The organism is Pseudoclavibacter helvolus, assembly GCF_014191305.1.
Classification (GTDB): Bacteria; Actinomycetota; Actinomycetes; order Actinomycetales; family Microbacteriaceae; genus Pseudoclavibacter; species Pseudoclavibacter helvolus.
Genome location: NZ_JACHWJ010000001.1, coordinates 1,286,154 through 1,304,530 on the forward strand (window position 1 = coordinate 1,286,154; position 18,377 = coordinate 1,304,530).

At 67.2% G+C, this 18,377-nt stretch carries 15 protein-coding genes, 1 tRNA gene and 1 pseudogene; 3 read left to right on the forward strand and 14 right to left on the reverse strand.

Annotation, left to right across the window (positions count from 1 at the left end; all coding sequences use genetic code 11):
• Positions 1-14: 14 nt before the first annotated feature.
• The 3 genes from lipA to FHX72_RS06125 form a co-directional block, all read right to left on the reverse strand.
• The gene (gene lipA / locus FHX72_RS06115; RefSeq protein WP_183623656.1) at positions 15-1,007 is read right to left on the reverse strand and encodes a lipoyl synthase; all 993 of its coding nucleotides are present in this window, start codon (positions 1,005-1,007) and stop codon (positions 15-17) included.
• A complete protein-coding gene (lipB, locus tag FHX72_RS06120; protein ID WP_183623658.1) occupies positions 1,004-1,651 on the reverse strand; it encodes a lipoyl(octanoyl) transferase LipB in 648 nt (215 codons plus the stop codon). The genes lipA and lipB overlap by 4 nt, the downstream gene beginning before the upstream one ends.
• 101 nt (positions 1,652-1,752) lie before the next feature.
• Complete coding sequence (locus tag FHX72_RS06125) at positions 1,753-2,121, reverse strand: hypothetical protein (protein ID WP_183623660.1); 369 nt, start codon at positions 2,119-2,121, stop codon at positions 1,753-1,755.
• Positions 2,122-2,617: 496 nt separating this feature from the next.
• Between FHX72_RS06125 and FHX72_RS06130 the strand changes: the two genes are divergently transcribed.
• Positions 2,618-4,096 carry an ATP-binding cassette domain-containing protein gene (locus FHX72_RS06130; RefSeq protein WP_183623662.1) on the forward strand — a complete coding sequence of 493 codons (1,479 nt, stop codon included), beginning with the start codon at positions 2,618-2,620 and terminating at the stop codon, positions 4,094-4,096.
• 63 nt (positions 4,097-4,159) lie between these two features.
• Here the strand turns inward: FHX72_RS06130 and FHX72_RS06135 are convergent, their stop codons facing one another.
• The 9 genes and pseudogenes from FHX72_RS06135 to hisS form a co-directional block, all read right to left on the reverse strand.
• Positions 4,160-4,975, reverse strand: a complete 816-nt coding sequence (locus FHX72_RS06135) for a shikimate 5-dehydrogenase (RefSeq protein ID WP_183623669.1) — start codon at positions 4,973-4,975, stop codon at positions 4,160-4,162.
• Positions 4,976-5,009: 34 nt separating this feature from the next.
• Positions 5,010-5,582: pseudogene (locus FHX72_RS06140) on the reverse strand (GNAT family N-acetyltransferase).
• A 46-nt stretch (positions 5,583-5,628) separates the two neighbouring features.
• Positions 5,629-5,706 (reverse strand) — tRNA-Leu (locus tag FHX72_RS06145).
• A 52-nt stretch (positions 5,707-5,758) separates the two neighbouring features.
• Positions 5,759-7,252 carry an FAD-dependent oxidoreductase gene (locus FHX72_RS06150; RefSeq protein WP_183623672.1) on the reverse strand — a complete coding sequence of 498 codons (1,494 nt, stop codon included), beginning with the start codon at positions 7,250-7,252 and terminating at the stop codon, positions 5,759-5,761.
• Between the two features lie 51 nt (positions 7,253-7,303).
• On the reverse strand, positions 7,304-7,834 hold the full coding sequence (locus FHX72_RS06155; protein ID WP_244963977.1) for a DUF501 domain-containing protein: 531 nt from the start codon (positions 7,832-7,834) through the stop codon (positions 7,304-7,306).
• A 71-nt stretch (positions 7,835-7,905) separates the two neighbouring features.
• The gene (locus FHX72_RS06160; RefSeq protein ID WP_183623674.1) at positions 7,906-8,607 is read right to left on the reverse strand and encodes an FtsB family cell division protein; all 702 of its coding nucleotides are present in this window, start codon (positions 8,605-8,607) and stop codon (positions 7,906-7,908) included.
• Between the two features lie 120 nt (positions 8,608-8,727).
• A complete protein-coding gene (gene eno / locus FHX72_RS06165) occupies positions 8,728-10,008 on the reverse strand; it encodes a phosphopyruvate hydratase (RefSeq protein WP_068479538.1) in 1,281 nt (426 codons plus the stop codon).
• A 102-nt stretch (positions 10,009-10,110) separates the two neighbouring features.
• Positions 10,111-10,785 (reverse strand): hypothetical protein, encoded by a 675-nt coding sequence (locus FHX72_RS06170; protein ID WP_183623676.1) that lies wholly within the window; start codon positions 10,783-10,785, stop codon positions 10,111-10,113.
• A 36-nt stretch (positions 10,786-10,821) separates the two neighbouring features.
• Positions 10,822-12,135: a histidine--tRNA ligase gene (gene hisS, locus FHX72_RS06175; RefSeq protein WP_183623678.1), complete on the reverse strand. Its 1,314-nt coding sequence runs from the start codon at positions 12,133-12,135 to the stop codon at positions 10,822-10,824.
• A 49-nt stretch (positions 12,136-12,184) separates the two neighbouring features.
• On the opposite strand from hisS, the gene FHX72_RS06180 reads away from it, so the two are divergent.
• On the forward strand, positions 12,185-12,463 hold the full coding sequence (locus tag FHX72_RS06180) for a hypothetical protein (protein ID WP_068479544.1): 279 nt from the start codon (positions 12,185-12,187) through the stop codon (positions 12,461-12,463).
• Positions 12,460-13,686 (forward strand): winged helix-turn-helix domain-containing protein, encoded by a 1,227-nt coding sequence (locus FHX72_RS06185; protein ID WP_068479546.1) that lies wholly within the window; start codon positions 12,460-12,462, stop codon positions 13,684-13,686. Before FHX72_RS06180 ends, FHX72_RS06185 begins: the two co-directional genes overlap by 4 nt.
• Positions 13,687-13,802: 116 nt before the next feature.
• Here the strand turns inward: FHX72_RS06185 and FHX72_RS06190 are convergent, their stop codons facing one another.
• Both FHX72_RS06190 and mfd read right to left on the reverse strand, forming a co-directional pair.
• On the reverse strand, positions 13,803-14,708 hold the full coding sequence (locus FHX72_RS06190) for a MazG nucleotide pyrophosphohydrolase domain-containing protein (RefSeq protein WP_338110053.1): 906 nt from the start codon (positions 14,706-14,708) through the stop codon (positions 13,803-13,805).
• A 2-nt stretch (positions 14,709-14,710) separates the two neighbouring features.
• Positions 14,711-18,325, reverse strand: coding sequence for a transcription-repair coupling factor (mfd, locus tag FHX72_RS06195; protein ID WP_377606346.1), 3,615 nt, complete (start codon positions 18,323-18,325; stop codon positions 14,711-14,713).
• Positions 18,326-18,377: the final 52 nt, after the last annotated feature.

The following is an 18,377-nucleotide window of genomic DNA, read 5'->3' on the forward strand; positions in this document are numbered from 1 at the left end:
GCAAGACGGCGGGGTCAGCCCACGGCCTGAGCGAATTCGCTTGATGACGACTCGGCGAGGTGCCGGAGATGCTCAGGGATGGGCATCCCCCGGCGCCTCGCAGCTTGCGCCCAGAGGCGCCCAGCCCTGTACGAGGAGCGGACGAGCGGACCGGCGAGCACGCCGAGGAATCCCATGTCCTCTGCGACGGTCTTGAGCTCCACGAACTCCTGCGGCTTGACCCAGCGCGCAACGGGCAGGTGCCTCGGGCTCGGCCGCAGGTACTGGGTGAGCGTGATGATGTCGCAACCGGCCTCGAGGAGGTCGCTGAGGGCGCGCTCGATCTCGTGCCGCTCCTCCCCCATCCCGAGAATCAGGTTGGACTTCGTGACGAGGCCAGCGCTCCTCGCCTGTGTGATGACGTCCAGCGATCGCTCGTACCTGAAGGCCGGGCGGATGCGTTTGAAGATCCGCGGCACCGTCTCAACATTGTGGGCGAACACTTCTGGCTTCGACGAGAAGACCTCGGCGAGCAACTCGGGATTGCCCGAGAAATCGGTCGCGAGAACCTCGACCCCGGTTGCGGGGTTCGCGGCGTGGATGCGCCGAACTGTCTCGGCGTGCAGCCACGCGCCCTCATCTGGTATGTCGTCACGCGCGACGCCGGTCACCGTTGCGTAGCGCAGCCCCATCGTGGTCACCGACTCGGCGACCCTCCGCGGCTCGTCCGTGTCGTAGTCGGCCGGCTTTCCCGTGTCGATCTGACAGAAGTCGCACCTCCTCGTGCACTGGGAGCCACCGATGAGGAACGTGGCCTCCCTGTCCTCCCAGCACTCGAAGATGTTCGGGCACCCCGCCTCCTGGCAGACGGTGTGCAACCCGCCCGCCTTCACGATCTCGGAGACCTGCTTGAACTCTGGGCCCATCTTCGCCCTGGTCTTGATCCACTCCGGCTTGCGCTCGATCGGAGTCTGGGCGTTGCGCGCCTCGACTCGGAGCAGCTTCCTGCCCTCCGGCTTGATCGTCACGCGGCGGCTTCCTTCCTGAGGTCGAGGTGCTGGACAAGGAGCTCGGCCGCTCGCGGAGCGATCTGCGCAGGAGTGATGACTCGTCCGACCTCAGCCTTCAACGAGGTGACACCAGCGTCGCTAATGCCGCACGGGACGATGCGCTCGAACGGCTCGAGCTCATTGGAGCAGTTCAGGGCGAAGCCGTGCATCGTGCAGGCTTCGACGACGCGGACGCCGATGGCCGCGATCTTTCGAGGCGCATCCTCGTGCCCGACCCAGACGCCGGAGCGACCCGCCACCTGTCTGCCCACGACACCGAAGTCTGCGATGAGCTCGATCATCGCGGTCTCGAGTCGACGCACGTGCGCCACGACATCGATTGGCTCCGGCAGCCTGACTATCGGGTAGCCGACAAGCTGCCCAGGACCGTGCCAGGTGAGCCGCCCACCTCTGTCCGCATCCACGACAGGGGTACCGTCGATCGGTCGCTCGCTCGCCCGCGTGAGTCGCCCCGCCGTGTACACGCTCGGGTGCTCGAGCAACACGAGCGTGTCGCCTCGCGTTCCACTCGTTCGCTCCGCGTGGAGCCTTCGCTGCCGCGTCAGGGCCTGCGCGTAGTCGACCGCCTCTGCTCCGAATCCCGGTGTCAGCACATCCATCATGACCCCCAGTCTTACATATTTTGAACTGAGTACAACAATACGTTCGGGCCGAAAGAGGGGCGACCACTCGGTCGCCCCTCCTGGATCTGATCGCTGGGACGTCAGACTGCGATCTGCGATGCGACCGTCTTGAGCTTGTGTCGCGCAAGTGCCAGGTTGGCGCTCGTGCGGCTCAGCACGAGGTAGATGAAGAGCCCGCTGGCACCCTGCGTGTTGAGCACGTTGATCAGGTGGTACTGCGAGCTGAGCGTGATCAGGATGTCGTCGATCTCGTCAGTCAGACCGAGCTCAGACATCGTGCTGAGCTTCGCGCGCACGACGTTCGAGTTGCCGGCGGCGGCGATGCCGAGGTCGAAGGACGGGTTGCCGCCCTGAGCGAGTGCCATGCCGCTGGCATAGTCAACGATCGCGGCGCCGGTCGCGCCTTCGATGCTGAGCAGCTGCTTGATTGCTTCGTCGAGTGAACTCATGTGGTCTTTCCCCTTTGCATGTCGAGCGTCGGACTCGGCACTCCGATTCGACGAGCAGAAAATAGTCCTGCGTTATCGTCCATTCCGAAGTGCTTCTGTCGTCTTGCTCCCCTTTGCCGACCAGATCGCCATCCGATTCCGCGTCGCCGTCCGTTGCTCAGGATCGAAGATCACGAGACGACAGCACAGCAGCGAAGGCCGTTGCCGCCGCGCCAGTCTGGCTCAAGAGCCTCCGCCTCCATTGCAGTGAATAGCGGACCTGCGCGTCAACCTCAGCCGGTCGAAGATCGAGTCGGTGTTGGCCACCGACGGCAGCCGACATGACCATAACTCACACGAGAACCGCGCCAATACGCGGGTGATCGCGCGTATCATATAGATTTACCTCGTCCGAGTTCGTGGTTCGCCGCCAGGGGGCGGACAAACGACGCGTTGTCGATCCCAGAATCGCGCGTCGCAGAGCTATCGAGGGGGAACGATGGACACTCTTGTACACATGACTGGTGCGACGGCTTCGTACGGTAACCGGCAGGTGCTTCGAGAGATCGATCTCACCCTCTACCGAGGCCAGATCGTCGGGCTCATCGGCATCAACGGGGCCGGCAAGAGCACACTCGTCAGCACGCTCGTCGGGCGACACCAGCTCGATTCCGGAACCATGATTCTCGGCGAGGAGCCGTACGCTCCTGAAACGCTCGAGGAGGCGCAGGCCTGCGGAGTCGGCGTCATCACTCAGAACGCGGAGCCTCCGGCCGGCCTGACGGTTGCGCAGGCGCTCTTCCGCAACACCTACCGTGCAGGCGAGACGCACGAGGCCGTGCTCGAGCGAGCACAGGAGCTCTCCGACCAGACCGGTGCTGACCTCGATCTGGACGCCATGATCGACGAGCTCGACCGCGGGAGGCGTGCACTCGTCGAAGTGGTGCGCATGCTCGCTGAAGAGGCACAGCTTGTTGTCATCGACGAGGTGGCAGTCACGCTCGCCGACCATGAGATCGCGCTGCTCCACCGTGTGCTGCGCCAGCTTGCGGCCCAGGGGCGGGGCATCCTGTACATCACGCACCGCATGGATGAGGTGCAGTCGATCGTCGACCGCGTGCTCGTGCTCCGTGAGGGCAAGATCGCCATCGACACCCCTATCGCGGGCCTCAGCTCTGAAGAGCTCACGATCATGCTCATCGGCGAGCTCCCCGAAGCGGACGCGACGCTCGCGGCTGCCGCCGACGACGCTCACCGCGTAGCACTGGCCGCGTTCGGCGTTGGCGACAACAACCTGCTGCACGGCGTCGACCTGCACGTCCGACCGGGCGAAGTCGTCGGAATCACGGGCACCCACGATTCCGGTGTCCGCCAGCTCATCGAGATCCTCGGAGGAGCGGCACGCCCCAAGGAGGGCCACGTCGAGCTCTTCGGGGAACCCGTCGACCTTACGGAAGAAGGCGTCGCTGAAGCGCACGGCGTCAGCTTCCTCCCCGACGCCGTGCCGTCATTCGACGCCGATCGGAGCCTCATCCAGGGCGTCGACAAGGCCGACGGCTCCCTCAGCGCCGAGATCTCGCGAGCGCGCAAGATGATCGACCTCGTGAACCGTCTGCGGATCAACACCACGAACATCCATGCCGCGCTCGACGAGCTCTCGGGTGGCGACCAGCAGAAGGCCGAGTTCATCCGTGCCGTCGAACGCGGCGGCAACGTGCTGGTACTTGCCCACCCCACGCAGGGCGTCGATGTCGGGGCGCGCCGTTCCGTCTTCGCGTTCCTTCACAGCCTCGCCGAGACCGGCACCTCGGTTGTCTTCCTCGGCACCGACATGACGGAGCTCCTGCAGTGGAGCCACCGCGTCGTGGTGCTCGCCAACGGCCGCACCGCGCTCGAGGGCCGCTCCGAGCTGCTCGACGAGGACATGATCGTGCACGCCATGCTCGGCGCGCAACGGCCTGAGCGGGTCGGGCGCCGGGCCGCCATCACCGCCTAGCGGACAGACCTCATGGAGGTTGCTCGGCCCTCTGGCCGGGCAGCCTCCACCGGGTTCGCCCTGCTAGCCCTCCCTGGAGAACGCGGCCGCACGGTCGACCTGGTCGGCCGTGATGCTCCTGCCCGTGTACTTCTCGAACTGGCGCGCGGCCTGCAGGGCGGCGACGGCGGCACCGGTGACGACGGGAACGCCACGGGCCCGAGCGAGACGGATGAGCGGAGTCTCGGCGGGGAACGCGACGACGTCGAAGACGAGCGCTGCGGCTGCTACCTGCTCCCCCGTGAAGGACAGCGCGTCTTCATCGGCCCCCGTCATGCCGAGTGGGGTGACGTTGACGAGCGCAAACGGGCCAGGGGCCGGGTCGGTGACCTGCCAGCTGTAGCCGCACTTCTCGGCGAGCGCCGAGCCGGCGGCTTCGTTGCGCGCGACCACCGTGAGGTCCGCGAAGCCCGCGTCCCGGAAGGCCGCCACGACGGCCTTGGCCATGCCGCCTGCTCCCCGAACGACGACGGGCAGCGCGGGGCTGATCTGGTGTTCCGCGATGAGTTCCGCGATGGCCTCGTAGTCAGTGTTCGACGCGATGAGCCTGCCGCCGTCGTTGACGATCGTGTTGACCGACTCGATGGCGAGCGCCGAAGGGTCGAGCTCGTCGACCAGCGGGATGACGGCTTCCTTGAACGGCATCGACACTGAGCATCCCCGAATCCCGAGCGCTCTGACGCCACGAATCGCACCCTCGAGGTCCTCCGTGGTGAAGGCCTTGTAGATGAAGTTGAGGCCCAGTTCCTCGTAGAGGTAGTTGTGGAACCGCGTCCCGAGGTTCGACGGTCGCGCCGCAAGCGAGATGCAGAGGGTCATGTCCTTGTTGAGAATCGGCATGTCGCCAGTATGGCCCGTCAGCGCGGCGAGCGCCTCAGTGCAGGTCGAGGCGCATGAGGACTCGAGGGAAGCCGTTCAGCACGGAGTCGGTGTCGGAGACCTTCGAGAAGCCAGCCTTCTCGAACAGGGAGCGCGTGCCGACGTAGGCCATCGTCAAGTCGACCTTCGCTCCCCCGTTGTCCACGGGCTACGCCTCGACGGCGGGCGCGTCGTGGTCCTTCGCGAACTGCACGGCGCCCTCGACCAGCCGGTGCGAGATGCCCTGACCGCGGAACCCGGGACGTACCCGGACGCACCACAGCGACCAGACCGGCAGGTCGTCGAGGTGCGGGATGCGGCGGTTGCGGGCGAAGCTCGTGTCGCTTCGTGGGTGCACGGCGGCCCAGCCGACTACCTCATCCCCCTCGTAGGCGAGGACACCAGGAGGGATCTTCTGCCGCAGCAGCCGCTTGACCCGCTCGCCGCGTTCGGGGCCGGCGAGCGACTGATTCTCCTTGGACGGGATGCGGTAGCTGAGGCACCAGCACACGTTGGCGTCCGGCCACTTGGGGCCGACCATCGTCTTCACGTCGGCGAAGTGCTTCGCCGCTCGAACCTCGATCACCATGCCGGCATCGTGCCACGCGAAGCTCGACGCTCGCGGGAAGCGCTCATGGTGCCCCACCAGGGACTCGAACCCTGACCTGGAAAGATTTTAAGTCTTCTGCCTCTGCCAATTGGGCTAGTGGGGCGTACAAGTCGGGGCCGCCGCATCCGGAGATGAGGCGGCCCCGACGAGGTCAGCTACTTGCTGTCGCCAGCGGGAGCCTTGGCAGCGCGCGCCGGAGCGGGCTTGCCTGCTGCGGGCTTGGCAGCGACGGCCTCGGCCGGCTTCTCGGCGGCCTTGTCAGCTTCTGGCTTCTTGTCGGCGTCAGCCGCGGGCAGCTTGGCCGGCGCCGCGTCGGCGGCGGGAGCAGCCGGACGGGGACGCGAAGCGAAGCGCTCGAACGCTGCGCGGGGCGTCTCGCGGGCGCTGATCGACACGAAGTCGCGGCCGAGCACGAAGTTGTTGATCCAGCCCGTGAGCACGCGGATCTTGCGCTCGACGGTCGGGATCGCCAGGTCGTGGTAGCCGCGGTGAGCGAGCCACGCGAGCACACCGGTCAGGGCGAAGGTGCCCGACTGGAACACGCCGACACCGATGCCGAGGCCGGCAACCGCGCCCATGTTCTCGTGGTAGTAGTCCTTCGGCGTTCCGCCGCGGAGCGTTGCGACGAGGTTCGAGGCCATGAGCTTGCCCTGGCGAACCGCGTGCTGTGCGTTCGGCACGCAGAAGCCACCGACTCCGCCACCGGACAGGTCAGGAACGGCCGACACGTCGCCAGCTGCCCAAGCGTCCTGCACGATGCCGTTGTCACCCTCGACCCGGAGGTCAGCGCGCGCACGGAGGCGTCCGCGCTCGTCAACCGGGAGGTCGCTGTTGCTCTTGATGACGGGAGCAGCCATGACGCCTGCGGTCCAGACGATGACATCGGTGGGGAACTTGTCTCCAGCCGAGGTCTCGACGACGCCGTCAACGGCAGAGGTGACCTGCGTGTTGAGGTGGACCGTCGCACCGCGCTCTGCGAGGTTCTTGATCACCCAGAGAGCCGTGTCCTCCGAGACCTCGGGCATGATGCGCCCTGCGGCCTCGATGAGGTGGAAGTGCACGTCGTCGAACTGCAGCGACGGGTAGTCCTCGAGCAGCGCGGTCGCGAGCGAACGCATCTCAGCGAACGACTCGATACCTGCGAAGCCACCGCCGACGACCACGAAGGTCAGGAGTCGCGTGCGCTCCGGGCCCGGGGCCATGGTCGACGCCTTGTTGAAGTTGTCGATCATCGTGTCGCGAATCCACGTGGCTTCTTCAATCGTCTTCACGCCGATGGCGTTGTCGGCGATGCCAGGGATCGGGAACGTGCGCGAGACGGCGCCAGCGGTGACCACGATGATGTCGTAGTTGACCGTGTAGGGCTCGCCGATCTCAGGCTTGATGGTCGCCGTCTTCGTGGCGTGGTCGATGTTCGTGACCTCAGCCGTGATGACGCGCGAGCGCTTGAGGTGACGACGCAGCGAGACGACCGCGTGACGCGGCTCGATGTTTCCGCTGATGACCTCTGGGAGGAATGGCTGGTACGTCATGTACGGCAGCGGGTCGACAACTGTGACTTGGGCTTCGCCCGGGTTCAGCTGCTTCTCAAGCTGCCACGCCGTGTAGAAGCCGGCGTAGCCTCCGCCAACGATGAGAATCTTAGTCACGTACTTGTACTCCCTGCATGCGATGGTTGGGCGAGGAAAACCTTGTCAAGTCTACTCCTGCGCGTCACCGGCGAGTGCATCGCCGGGGTTGGCGCACACGCAGCGCTGCGGCGACCAGGTTGAGAGTTCGAGCGCCCAGTCGCCGACCCGGTTCACACCGGGACCCGCGACGAGCGAATGCGCGGCAAGGGCGTGCAGGCATTTGACGCGCGTCGGCATGCCGCCCGCCGTGACGCCGGCGATCTCCTCGACCACCTCGACCGATTCGCGCTCCGCGAGGTAGCGCTCGTGTGCGGCGAGGTAGGCGGCGCGGAAGTCATCATCGTCGCTGAGACGCTGTTGCATCTCCGGCATGATCTGGTCTGCCTCGATCTGCGACATTGCGATCGTCGCAGCCGGGTGCGACAGGTAGTAGAGGGTTGGGAACGGCGTGCCGTCTGGGAGCCGAGGACGCGTGACCACAACCGTCGGGTTACCGCAAGCACAGCGCGCTCCGATGCCGACGACGCCCCGCATGGGTCGGCCGAGCTGCTCGCGCATGACCTCGAGGTCGCGTTCGGTGGCTTCTGAGTACTCGAGCATTCGTCACTTTCGGCTCTGCTTGGCGCATGCGTGCTGACGCGCATCCGCTGGTCTCGTTCGTGAAGGTGGTGCTACTCGCTTGGCGTGGGCGCCGGGGCGGTGCCCGCCGTGACAAGCGACTCGACGAAGCTGTCGAGCCAGCTCGACTGCGTCTCGTGGAGTTCTGTGCTGATGTTGCTCTGCTGCTGCTTCGTGGTCGCTGGCGGGTCGAGCACAAGATAGCTGGTGTCGCCAGGCATGACGAAGAGCAGCCGACCGCGGGCCTGCGACTGGATGTAGGCGGGGTCGCTCCACCTGTCACGTTCTGTGGCGATCTCATCCACGCTCTTCTGCGTCTCGGCGAGCTCGGCCTGCAGCTGCGCAACGTACTGCCGCTGCGCGATGTACCGCTGCGCTGTCGGAGCCAGCACAGCGATGCCGAGGATGACGACGAGCGCCACCAGCACAGTCGCGCCGTTCGGCCGCACGGTTGGCATGCGGCGTCTCGTCGTCGAGCCGGTGGAGGCGGTGGAGGCGGACTTCCGAGGCGGCGTGGGCGCCGACTTGCCGCGAGGCTTGGCCTTCGCCTGCGACTTCGAACCCGGCTTCGGCGAAGCCGCTGCGCTCGACTTCGCCCTTGAGCCCGCCCTCGGAGTCGCGGACTTCGAGCCTGCCTTCGGAGCGGAAGCCGTGACGTCGTCCTTCGGAGGGGAGCTCGGACGCTTTCGCTGACCCGAACCGGAGCCGGAACCCGCCTTGCCGGTCGCCCCCGACTTGCCTGTGCTGCTGGCCATGCGCATCCCCCTCTCCGTGTTGCGTTCCCAATCATGCCGAACGGGCCGGGGACTTGCCCCGACCCGTTCGTGTGTCGCGCTGATCAGCGCGGCGAAACCCCTATGCCTTGCGGCGAGGCCCTAAGCCTTGTGACGAGGGAAGGCGCTGCGTCCCGCGTAGACGGCGGCGTCGCCGAGCTCTTCCTCGATGCGGAGGAGCTCGTTGTACTTCGCGACGCGGTCGGTGCGCGCAGGTGCACCGGTCTTGATCTGGCCGGAGTTCGTGGCAACCGCGAGGTGCGCGATCGTCGCGTCCTCGGTCTCGCCCGAACGGTGCGACAGGATCGCCGTGTAGCCGGCGCGCTGCGCGAGCGAGACAGCGTCGAGCGTCTCCGTGAGCGTGCCGATCTGGTTGACCTTCACGAGGAGCGAGTTCGCCGCGCCCTCGGTGATGCCGCGCTGGAGGCGCTCCGGGTTGGTGACGAAGAGGTCGTCGCCGACGATCTGCACCTTGTCGCCGATGGCGGCGGTGAGGGCCTGGTAGCCCGACCAGTCGTCCTCGTCCAGCGGGTCCTCGATCGTGACGATCGGGTAGTCGGCGACGAGCTTCTCGTAGAAGGCCGTCATCTCCTCTGCCGAAACCTCAGCACCCTCGAAGTGGTACTTGCCGTCCTTGAAGAACTCGCTCGATGCGACGTCCATGCCGAGCACGATGTCGGTGCCGAGCTCGTACTTCGTCGCGCCGATGGCCTCGACGATGAGGTCGAGTGCCGCACGCGTGTTGGGCAGGTCGGGAGCGAAGCCGCCCTCGTCGCCGAGGCCCGTCGCGTAGCCCTTCGAGTGCAGCGTCTTCTTGAGCTGGTGGTACACCTCGGTGCCCCAGCGAAGTGCTTCGCTGAAGGTCTCTGCACCGATGGGGAGGATCATGAACTCCTGCACGTCGATGCCGTTGTCCGCGTGCGCGCCACCGTTGATGATGTTCATCATCGGCACGGGGAGCACGTGAGCGTTCGGGCCGCCGACGTAGCGGAAGAGCGGGAGGCCAGCCGAGTCGGCTGCTGCCTTGGCAACTGCGAGGCTCACGCCGAGGATGGCGTTCGCGCCGAGGCGCTTCTTGTTCGGGGTGCCGTCGAGCTCCTTGAGCTCCTCGTCGACGAGGCGCTGGTCGCTGGCGTCGAAGAACTCGATGGCGGGGTCGATCTCGTCGATGACTGCCTCGACGGCCTTCTGGACGCCCTTGCCGAGGTAGCGGTCGGCGTCGCCGTCGCGCAGCTCGAAGGCTTCGAAGGCACCGGTGGATGCACCGGACGGCACGGCCGCGCGGCCGGTCGATCCGTCATCGAGCAGAACCTCGACCTCGACGGTTGGGTTGCCTCGGGAATCGAGGATCTCGCGGGCGTGGACGACGTCAATAAGGGCCACAGGATGCTCCTTGCGAATCAGTAGCGTACGGACCGCCAGAGACGCGGTCCTTTGTCAGTGTATAGGTGCTGGCGGAACGTGAGGAAGGCGCGGCGCCCCCGGTCACGAGGTCGGCGTGGGCATCTTCGCCAGCTCCTCCGTCATGAGCTCCTCCATGCTTGGCACTCGCCAAGTGACCGGGCGCTCTTGGTAGCCGGACTCAGCATCCACGGGCACCCAGCGGACTTCGATGAGCTCACGTCCCGCCGGAACGAGGTAGATCGCGCACCGAAGTTGATGAGAATCCGCGTCATCCTGTTCTGGGACCTGCAGAAGCAGATCGCAGGCGACCGCGTCGGGAGCCTCCTCCACCGTTGCTCGAGCAGCAACGGAGCCGTCATCGAGGATGCCGACGAGGTCAGGCGGGAGCGCCGACACCCCATGCGCCGCGTCGCCTTGCATGCCGATGGTGACGTTCATTGACCCCGGAGTCGTCCAATCTGGTCCGATCTCCGCGAGCCCGGCGTTCTCGTGGAGGCCCGTCATGACCTGAGTGAACGTTACGGCGACCTCCCGACCGTCCTCAAGCGGAAGCAGCGCCGTCTCCCGGTACTCGAAACGGCTTCCGGGCTCAGCAACGGACTCCGGGATCACAACTTCCTGGTAAGCGAAGGGCTCATCCCATTCGCCGAGCAGTGAGCATCCGCTCAGTGACGTTGCCGTTGTTACCGCGAGGCCCACGGACGCGAGCCAACGCTTCCGGACTCTGTCGGCTGGTTTCCCCTGTCGAGTGCTCAATTCCAAAGCTCCCCCTCGTTCGGAGGTGCCAGGCTATTACTGCTGGAGCGCTTCGAAGCTGAGCGTCTCGGGAGCGTTAACGTGCTCGTCCCGAATGTGGGCGACGTGCGTGAAGCCCTGCTCGGCGAGCGACGCCAGGAGGCCGCGCACGTTCTTGGGTTTCTTCGCGACGCGCACGCGAGAGGCTCCCGAACGCACAACAGCACCCTTGACCCTTGCGATGTCGGAGACGGACGCGCGCTTGTCGAAGAGCAGAGCAACGGCGCGCTCCTCCCCCGAGTCGGGCAGCGTGGCCAGGTCGACGATGCGCTCGAAGCCGATCGAGAACCCGCAGGCGGGCACATCCTGGCCCAGGAAGCGGCCGATCATGCCGTCGTAGCGCCCGCCACCACCAACCGACGACCCGGACTCCGGGTGCGCCGCCTCGAAGATCGTGCCCGTGTAGTACCCCATCCCTCGAACAAGGCTCGGGTCGAAGACGAGGCGAATCGAAGCTCCTGCCGCGGTAGCCGCATCCGCGATCTCGACCATTCCCTCGACGACCTCGACGACGGCGGAGTCCTCGCGCAGGGCGCCTGGCAGGCTCGTGAGGATCATCTCGCGGTCCAGGCGGATGCCCGTCTCGAGCAGCGGGGCCCACGTGGCGAGGGCCGCAGCGAGCTGCAGCGCAGCGGTCGCGTTGAGCGTGGCGAGTTCCGCCGCGACGCCCTCCGGTCCGATCTTGTCGAGCTTGTCGATCGTGATGAGCGCGGCGCCGTGCTCCGATTCCGCGAACCCGCAGTGCACAAGCAGTGCCGTCAGCAGGCGCCGATCGTTGACGCGGATCGTGCAGTTGTCGAGGCCGAGCTCAACAAGCGCGGCTGAGGAGGCCACAAGCAATTCGACCTCCGCAAGCGCCCCTGGCTCGCCGATGATGTCGATGTCGCACTGCACGAACTGGCGGTACCGCCCCTTCTGCGGACGCTCGGCCCGCCAGACCGGGGCCATCTGCAGGCTACGGAATACTCCGGGCAGCGTGCCGCGGTGCGTCGCGACGAAGCGAGCGAGCGGCACAGTCAGGTCGAAGCGCAGGCCCAGGTCGCTGAGTGCAAGCGGGTCGCCTGCCTCAGCGGCCGCGGCGAGGGCCTCCGCGTCCAAGGCGCGCTTCATGACCGCGAACGACAGCTTCTCGTTGTCGCCACCGAGCCCGGAGTGCAGGCGAGCCGCGTCCTCGACGACGGGCGTCTCGATCTCGTCGAAGCCGTGCCTCGTGTAGACCTCGCGGATCGTCCCGAGGATGCGCTCGCGCCTGCGCTTGTCTGCCGGGAGGAAATCGCGCATGCCACGAGGCGGAGTGATCTGAGAAGCCATTGCACTATTCTCGCAGGATGATTGCACGCGACGGACTCGGGGGTGCGTTGTGACCGGCCCCGTCATCCTCTCGGCAGCGCTCCTCTTCGCTGCCTGCGTGTTCTGGAGCTTCTCGCGCATCGGCCGCCCAGGCCGCCCACGCGTCGGAGGTGCCCTGTCTGGCGCGATGACCGGGGTCGACCAGGCGTTTGCCCCCACCCACGCCGAGGCCGCGGCGACTCTCGAGGCGGAGCGCGTGATTCCGGCCCCCACACCCGTCGCCGGCGGCCCGCTGCCCGTCGAAAGCGGCCGCGTCGAGATCACGCTCGAACGGCGCGACGAGGCATGACCACCCGACTCCCCCTCATCGGTGCGGCTCAGGCCCGGCGCATCGCGCTCGCAGCCCAGGGGTTCGGCGCGCGAAGCACCGCGACCCAAACCGGAACGAGGCAGCTGAGCTCGCTGCTCTCGCGCATCCACCTGCTGCAGATCGACTCTGTGAACGTGTGGGAGCGGAGCCACTACATGCCGGTGTTTTCTCGACTGGGCGGCTACGACAAGGCGGCGCTCGACCGGCTCGCGTCCGGTCGCCAACCGCGCCTCACCGAGTACTGGGCCCACGAGGCGGCTCTCCTCCCCGTCTCGTCACTGCCGCTGTTCGCGTGGCGGATGCGCGACAAAGAGCAGAGAGACCGCCGCAAGAACGCGGAGTTCCTCGAGGGCCATGCGGCGACGATCGCTTGGCTGCGCGCCGAGCTCCTCGAGCGAGGCCCGCTCGCCGCCAGCGAGTTCGAACACGAGGCGAACAAGCGGCGTGGAAGCTGGTGGGAATGGTCCGACGTCAAGATCGTGCTCGAATACCTCTTCCGCTGGGGCGAGCTCGCATCCGCTCCCCGCAAGGGATTCGAGCGGAGATACGCCTTGCCAGAGCAGGTGCTTCCCCCCGAAGTCCTGGGTGCTGAGGTGAGCACGCGCGACGCCGTCCGCGAGCTCACCGGCATGGCAGCCGCCGCCCACGGCATCGGCACGACGGCTGACCTGGCCGACTACTTCCGCGTGCCGATGGCGCTCACGAAGACCGCGCTCGAGGAGCTCTCTGACTCTGGCGAGGTCCTGCCCGTGCAAGTCGCCGAGTGGGGCAAAGACGGCCAACCCGGCGTCGCCTGGCTGCACCGCGACGCCCGCCACCCGCGCACCATGGACGCCGCGGCGCTCCTCTCCCCCTTCGACCCGGTCGTCTGGTTCCGGCCACGAGGCGAGCGGATGCACGACTTCCACTACCGCATCGAGATCTACACGCCGGCCCACAAGCGCGTGTACGGCTACTACTCGCTGCCCATCCTCCTCGGCGACGCAGTTGTCGGCCGCATCGACCTCAAGAACGACCGCCAGGCGCGCATCCTGCGCGTGCAATCGGCGTGGAGCGAAGCGGATGCGCCCGCCGACATCGCCGAACGCACGGCGCTGCTGCTTGGCGACGCGGCCGCCTGGCAGAACCTCGACGACATCGTCGTGGCCGACCGCGGTAACCTCGCCCGCGACCTGTCGAGCGCGCTGACCTCCAACCGCTGACCTCCCCCGCATCCTGCCGGCCGGCCTGGCCTGGCCCGGCTTGGCCGAACGCTGCCCGGCGATTCGCCCTGTGAGCCTCACCCCAGAGGGCGAATCGCCGGGCAGCGTCAAGCAGGTCAGACGTCTCGGGTTTCGGCCGCGCGGATGCTCTGCTCCAGTTCGCGGTTCGCGAGCCGCATGGCGCGCTCGGCGTCGAGGCCACGCGCATCCGCGTGGCGCACGAGCGCCAGCAGCGTTCGCCCGAGCGCCAGCTCATCATCGGCGTCGGCGTCCGCGCCGACCTTGAGTCTCGCCTCGGCTTCGGAGACAACTGCAGGCGCCGCGAGCTCCGCGGCCGCAGGACTCGGGATGGCTTTCTCGCTTCCGGATGGGTTGCAACCCATCCCGAGGTGAGAACCCCATCCCGAGTCGAGCGTGGTGGGCACGGGCACTGGCACCGCGCCGACCTGGCGCTCCTTGCCGAGGAGCTTCTGGGCAAGCGCAATCGCCGACATATCCCGGGGCACGCCGTCGAGGACGCTCGTGCGGTCGCGCTTCTCGATGGCTTTCGCTTCCTGCCACAGGCGGATGATCTCGTCGATGTCGCGGGTGGGATTCGGCCCGAAGACATGTGGGTTCCGGCGCAGGAGCTTGTCGGCCTGCTCGCGGGCGACGTCCTCGAGGGTGAAGGCGCCGCTCCCCCGTTGGGCCGCGATGTCGGAGTGGAAGAGCACCTGGAAGAGCACGTCCCCCAGCTCCTCCTTTATATCTGCCGGGTTGTCGTCCTCGAGGGCCTCGACGAGCTCCGCGGTCTCCTCCGTGAGGTACTTCACGAGCGACGCGTGGGTCTGCTCCTCGTACCAGGCGCATCCGCCCGCACCGCGAAACGCATCCACCACGGCGAGCAGCCGGTTCAGCTCCGGATGCGCAGAAAGCCCAGGGTGCTCAGCCCGAGCAGGACGCCCGTAGGTAGCAGGGAGCTCAGGACGCGCAGGGAGCCCGGGAGGCATCGACTCCACGGGACCCTCGCTCGCGTCCGACACGGCTACTTCGCTTCCGTGTCGCTCGGCACCTCGACAGCTTCGTCCTCGATCTCGAAGATCGCCTTGAGGATGCCGCGCACCCAGATGAGCATTTCCTCGTCGCTCGGCTGGTTGCCGTCTCGGCCCTCGAGCACGGGGATCGCGAGGGAGTTCGTGGCGTCCACGACCTTTGAGCCTGGGTACATGCGGCGCAGGCGCATCTGCTTCGAGTCGCTGAGCTCGGCTGGTCCGATGCGGAGCGTCTTGCCGAACACGACGAGCTCGCCGAGGCCCGCCTTGACGGCGAGGCGGCGGAGTTTCGACACCTCGATGAGGCGCTGCACTTCGATGGGCGGCTCGCCGTAGCGGTCCTGCAGCTCCTCGAGGACAAGCCCGATCTGGCCGGGCTTGGCGTTGGGGCTCGAGGCGCTGGACAGCTTCTGGTAGGCCTCGAGGCGAAGCCGCTCGCTCGCGACGTAGTCCTCCGGCACACGTGCATCCACGGGGATCTCGAGGCGAAGCTCGGTCTGACCCTCAGCCACCTCGCCACGGAAGGTATTGACGGCCTCACCGATCATGCGCAGGTACAGGTCAAAGCCGACACCCGCGATGTGACCGGATTGCTCGCCGCCGAGCAGGTTGCCTGCACCTCGGATCTCGAGGTCCTTGAGCGCGACCTGCATGCCAGAGCCGAGTTCGTTGTTCGCTGCGATGGTCTCGAGCCGGTCGGTCGCGGTCTCGGTGAGTGGACGCGTTCCGTCGTAGAGGAGGTAGGCGTATGCGCGCTCACGGCCACGGCCGACGCGTCCACGCAGCTGGTGGAGCTGGCTGAGGCCGTACCGTTCTGCGTCGTCGATGATGAGCGTGTTCGCGTTGGCGATGTCGAGGCCGGTCTCGACGATCGTCGTCGACACGAGCACGTCGAACTTGCGCTCCCAGAAGTCGACGATGATCTGCTCGAGCCGCGCCTCGCTGAGCTTGCCGTGAGCGACCGCCACGCGCGCTTCCGGCACGAGCTCGGCGATCTCGGCCGCGACCCGGTTGATGGATGCGGTGCGGTTGTGCACGTAGAAGACCTGGCCCTCGCGCAACAGCTCGCGGCGGATGGCCGCTGCGACCTGGCGGTCGGACTTCGCGCCGACAAAGGTGAGGATCGGGTGGCGGTCTTCAGGCGGGGTCGCGAGGGTCGACATCTCACGGATGCCTGTGACGGCCATCTCGAGGGTTCGCGGGATGGGCGTTGCGCTCATGGCGAGGATGTCGACGTTGGCCTTGAGCTTCTTGAGCGCGTCCTTGTGCTCGACGCCGAAACGCTGCTCCTCGTCGATGACGATCAGCCCGACGTCCTTGTACGCGATGGAGTCGGTGAGCAGGCGGTGCGTGCCGATGACGATGTCGACGGAGCCGTCGGCGAGTCCGCGGATCGTCTCCTCCGACTCCTTCTTCGACTGGAACCGACTGAGAGGCTTGATGGTCACGGGGAAGCCGGCCATGCGCTCCGAGAACGTCTCGTGGTGCTGGCGCACGAGCAGGGTCGTCGGCACGAGGATGACAACCTGCTTGCCGTCCTGCACCGCCTTGAACGCGGCGCGCACGGCGACCTCGGTCTTGCCGAAGCCGACGTCGCCGGAGACGAGGCGGTCCATGGGGATGGGGCGCTCCATGTCGCGTTTGATCTCGTCCACCGTCTGCAGCTGATCCGGCGTCTCGACAAACGGGAACGCTTCCTCGAGCTCGTGCTGCCAGGGGGTGTCAGGCCCGAAGGCGTGCCCCTTCGAGGCCATGCGCGTGCTGTAAAGCTTGACCAGCTCGACCGCGATGTCGCGGACGGCCTTGCGTGCCTTGCCCTTCGCGGCCGACCAGTCGGAGCCGCCCATCTTGGACAGGGCTGGCGCCTCGCCGCCGACGTACTTCGTGAGCTGGTCGAGCTGCTCGGTCGGGATGAAGAGCTTGTCCCCCGGCTGCCCGCGCTTGGAGGGCGCATACTCGATGAGCAGGTACTCGCGCACGGTCTTCGGGGCGTTGCGGCCACCCGCCTGCACCTCGCGCTGGCGCAGCTCAATGAACTTGCCGATACCGTGCGTCTCGTGCACGACGAAGTCGCCCGCCTTGAGCTGCAACGGGTCGACGACCGAGTTCGCCCGGCGCCTCGCGAGCTTCTTCGGCTGCCGCGAGTCGTAGCCAACCGAGCGGCCGAAGAAGTCAGTCTCGGTGACAAGCGCGAGCTTCTCCCCCGGCACCTGCACGCCAGTGGAGACGGGCGACTGAGTGAGGTACGCGACCCCGGTCTCGAGCTCGTCCGGCAGCTCATCGACGAGCCGCGCCCCGTCACCGTGCTCGGAGAGCAGCTGGCTCGCGCGCTCCACGAGGCCGGGCCCCTGGCTCGTCACTACAACCCGCCAGCCGTCTTTGAGGAGGGCGGAGACGTGCTCGATAGCGCCGTCGGCGTTGCCGGCGAAGCTCGGAACCGCGTCGCCTTCGATCTTGACCGCGAGGATCTCGCTCGCGTCGAGCTGCTCCTCCGGGATCTCCAGCGTCTGGAACGGGGAAAACGACCACCACGGCCGCGCCCCACGAGCATCCCGCAGTCCCGAGACGGTGAGGAAGTCGCCGGAGCTGAGGTCGATGGGCGCGTCGGCGCCAGCCGTGGCCGCGCTCCAGGCTGCCTCGAGGAACTCGTGGTTGGTCTCGGAGAGGTGCACGGCACGCGTCGCGACTCGCTCGGGCGAGAGCACGGCCATGGCGGCGTCCTCCGGCAGGTAGCTCGTGATCGGGACGAGCTCGCTCACGAGCGCCGGGGCAAGCGACTCCATGCCCTCCGATGGGATGCCCTCGGCGATCTTGGCGAGCATCTGCTGCAGGTTGGGGAACTCGTGCTGCATCTCGCGTGCGCGCTGGCGCACGCTCTCCGTGAGGAGTAGCTCACGCGCGGGAGTGATGAGCGCCTCGGTGACCTCAGACTCCAGCGATCGCTGGTCGGCGACCGAGAACACTCGGATCTCGTCGACCTCGTCGCCGAAGAAGTCGATGCGCAGCGCGTGCGAGGCATCGGGCGGGAAGACGTCGAGGATGCCGCCACGCACCGCGAACTCGCCGCGACGCGTGACCATGTCGACGCGCGAGTAGGCGAGGTCGACCAGCTGGAGCGCGAGGCTCGACAGGTCGTTGCCACGCGAGCCGCGCTCGAGGCGGATGGTCGTGGCGGCGTCGAGGCCGGGCAGCAGGGGCTGGAGGGCGGCGCGCACCGAGGCGAGCAGCACAAACGGCGCCGTCTTGTCGCCAGCCTTCCACTCGGTGAGCTCGCGCATCGCGCGCAGGCGACGTCCCGTCGTTTCCACCGACGGGCTCAGACGCTCGTGCGGCAGTGTCTCCCAGGCCGGGAACTCGGCGATGCGCGCATCCGGGACGAACGTCTGCAGGTCTGCGCCGAACTGCTCCGTCTCGCGGCTCGTCGCCGTGAGCACAAACAGCATGGGGGCCGCGCCGAGCTCGGCCTGGCGGGCGGCGAGGAGGTTCGCGATGAGCGGCGCCCTCGCGCCGTCGACCAGCGAGAAGTCGGTGTCACGACCGGCGCGCCCCATGGCGCGCTCGAAAGAAGGGGTGGACTGGATGGAGCGTACGAAGCCGTGCAGAGTCACTCGGGGAATTGTACGCGCCGAGGCGAAGATACTTCCTACAGTCGCGAGGCCC

What these genes read in the sequence shown, in the direction of transcription:
- lipB (WP_183623658.1), bottom strand. Translation starts at nt 1,651, where the DNA reads ATGATGGATGTGCTGACACCGGGATTCGGAGCAGAGGCGGTCGACTAC.
- FHX72_RS06125 (WP_183623660.1), bottom strand. Translation starts at nt 2,121, where the DNA reads ATGAGTTCACTCGACGAAGCAATCAAGCAGCTGCTCAGCATCGAAGGC.
- FHX72_RS06130 (WP_183623662.1), top strand. Translation starts at nt 2,618, where the DNA reads ATGACTGGTGCGACGGCTTCGTACGGTAACCGGCAGGTGCTTCGAGAG.
- FHX72_RS06135 (WP_183623669.1), bottom strand. Translation starts at nt 4,975, where the DNA reads ATGCCGATTCTCAACAAGGACATGACCCTCTGCATCTCGCTTGCGGCG.
- FHX72_RS06155 (WP_244963977.1), bottom strand. Translation starts at nt 7,834, where the DNA reads ATGCTCGAGTACTCAGAAGCCACCGAACGCGACCTCGAGGTCATGCGC.
- FHX72_RS06160 (WP_183623674.1), bottom strand. Translation starts at nt 8,607, where the DNA reads ATGGCCAGCAGCACAGGCAAGTCGGGGGCGACCGGCAAGGCGGGTTCC.
- hisS (WP_183623678.1), bottom strand. Translation starts at nt 12,135, where the DNA reads ATGGCTTCTCAGATCACTCCGCCTCGTGGCATGCGCGATTTCCTCCCG.
- FHX72_RS06185 (WP_068479546.1), top strand. Translation starts at nt 12,460, where the DNA reads ATGACCACCCGACTCCCCCTCATCGGTGCGGCTCAGGCCCGGCGCATC.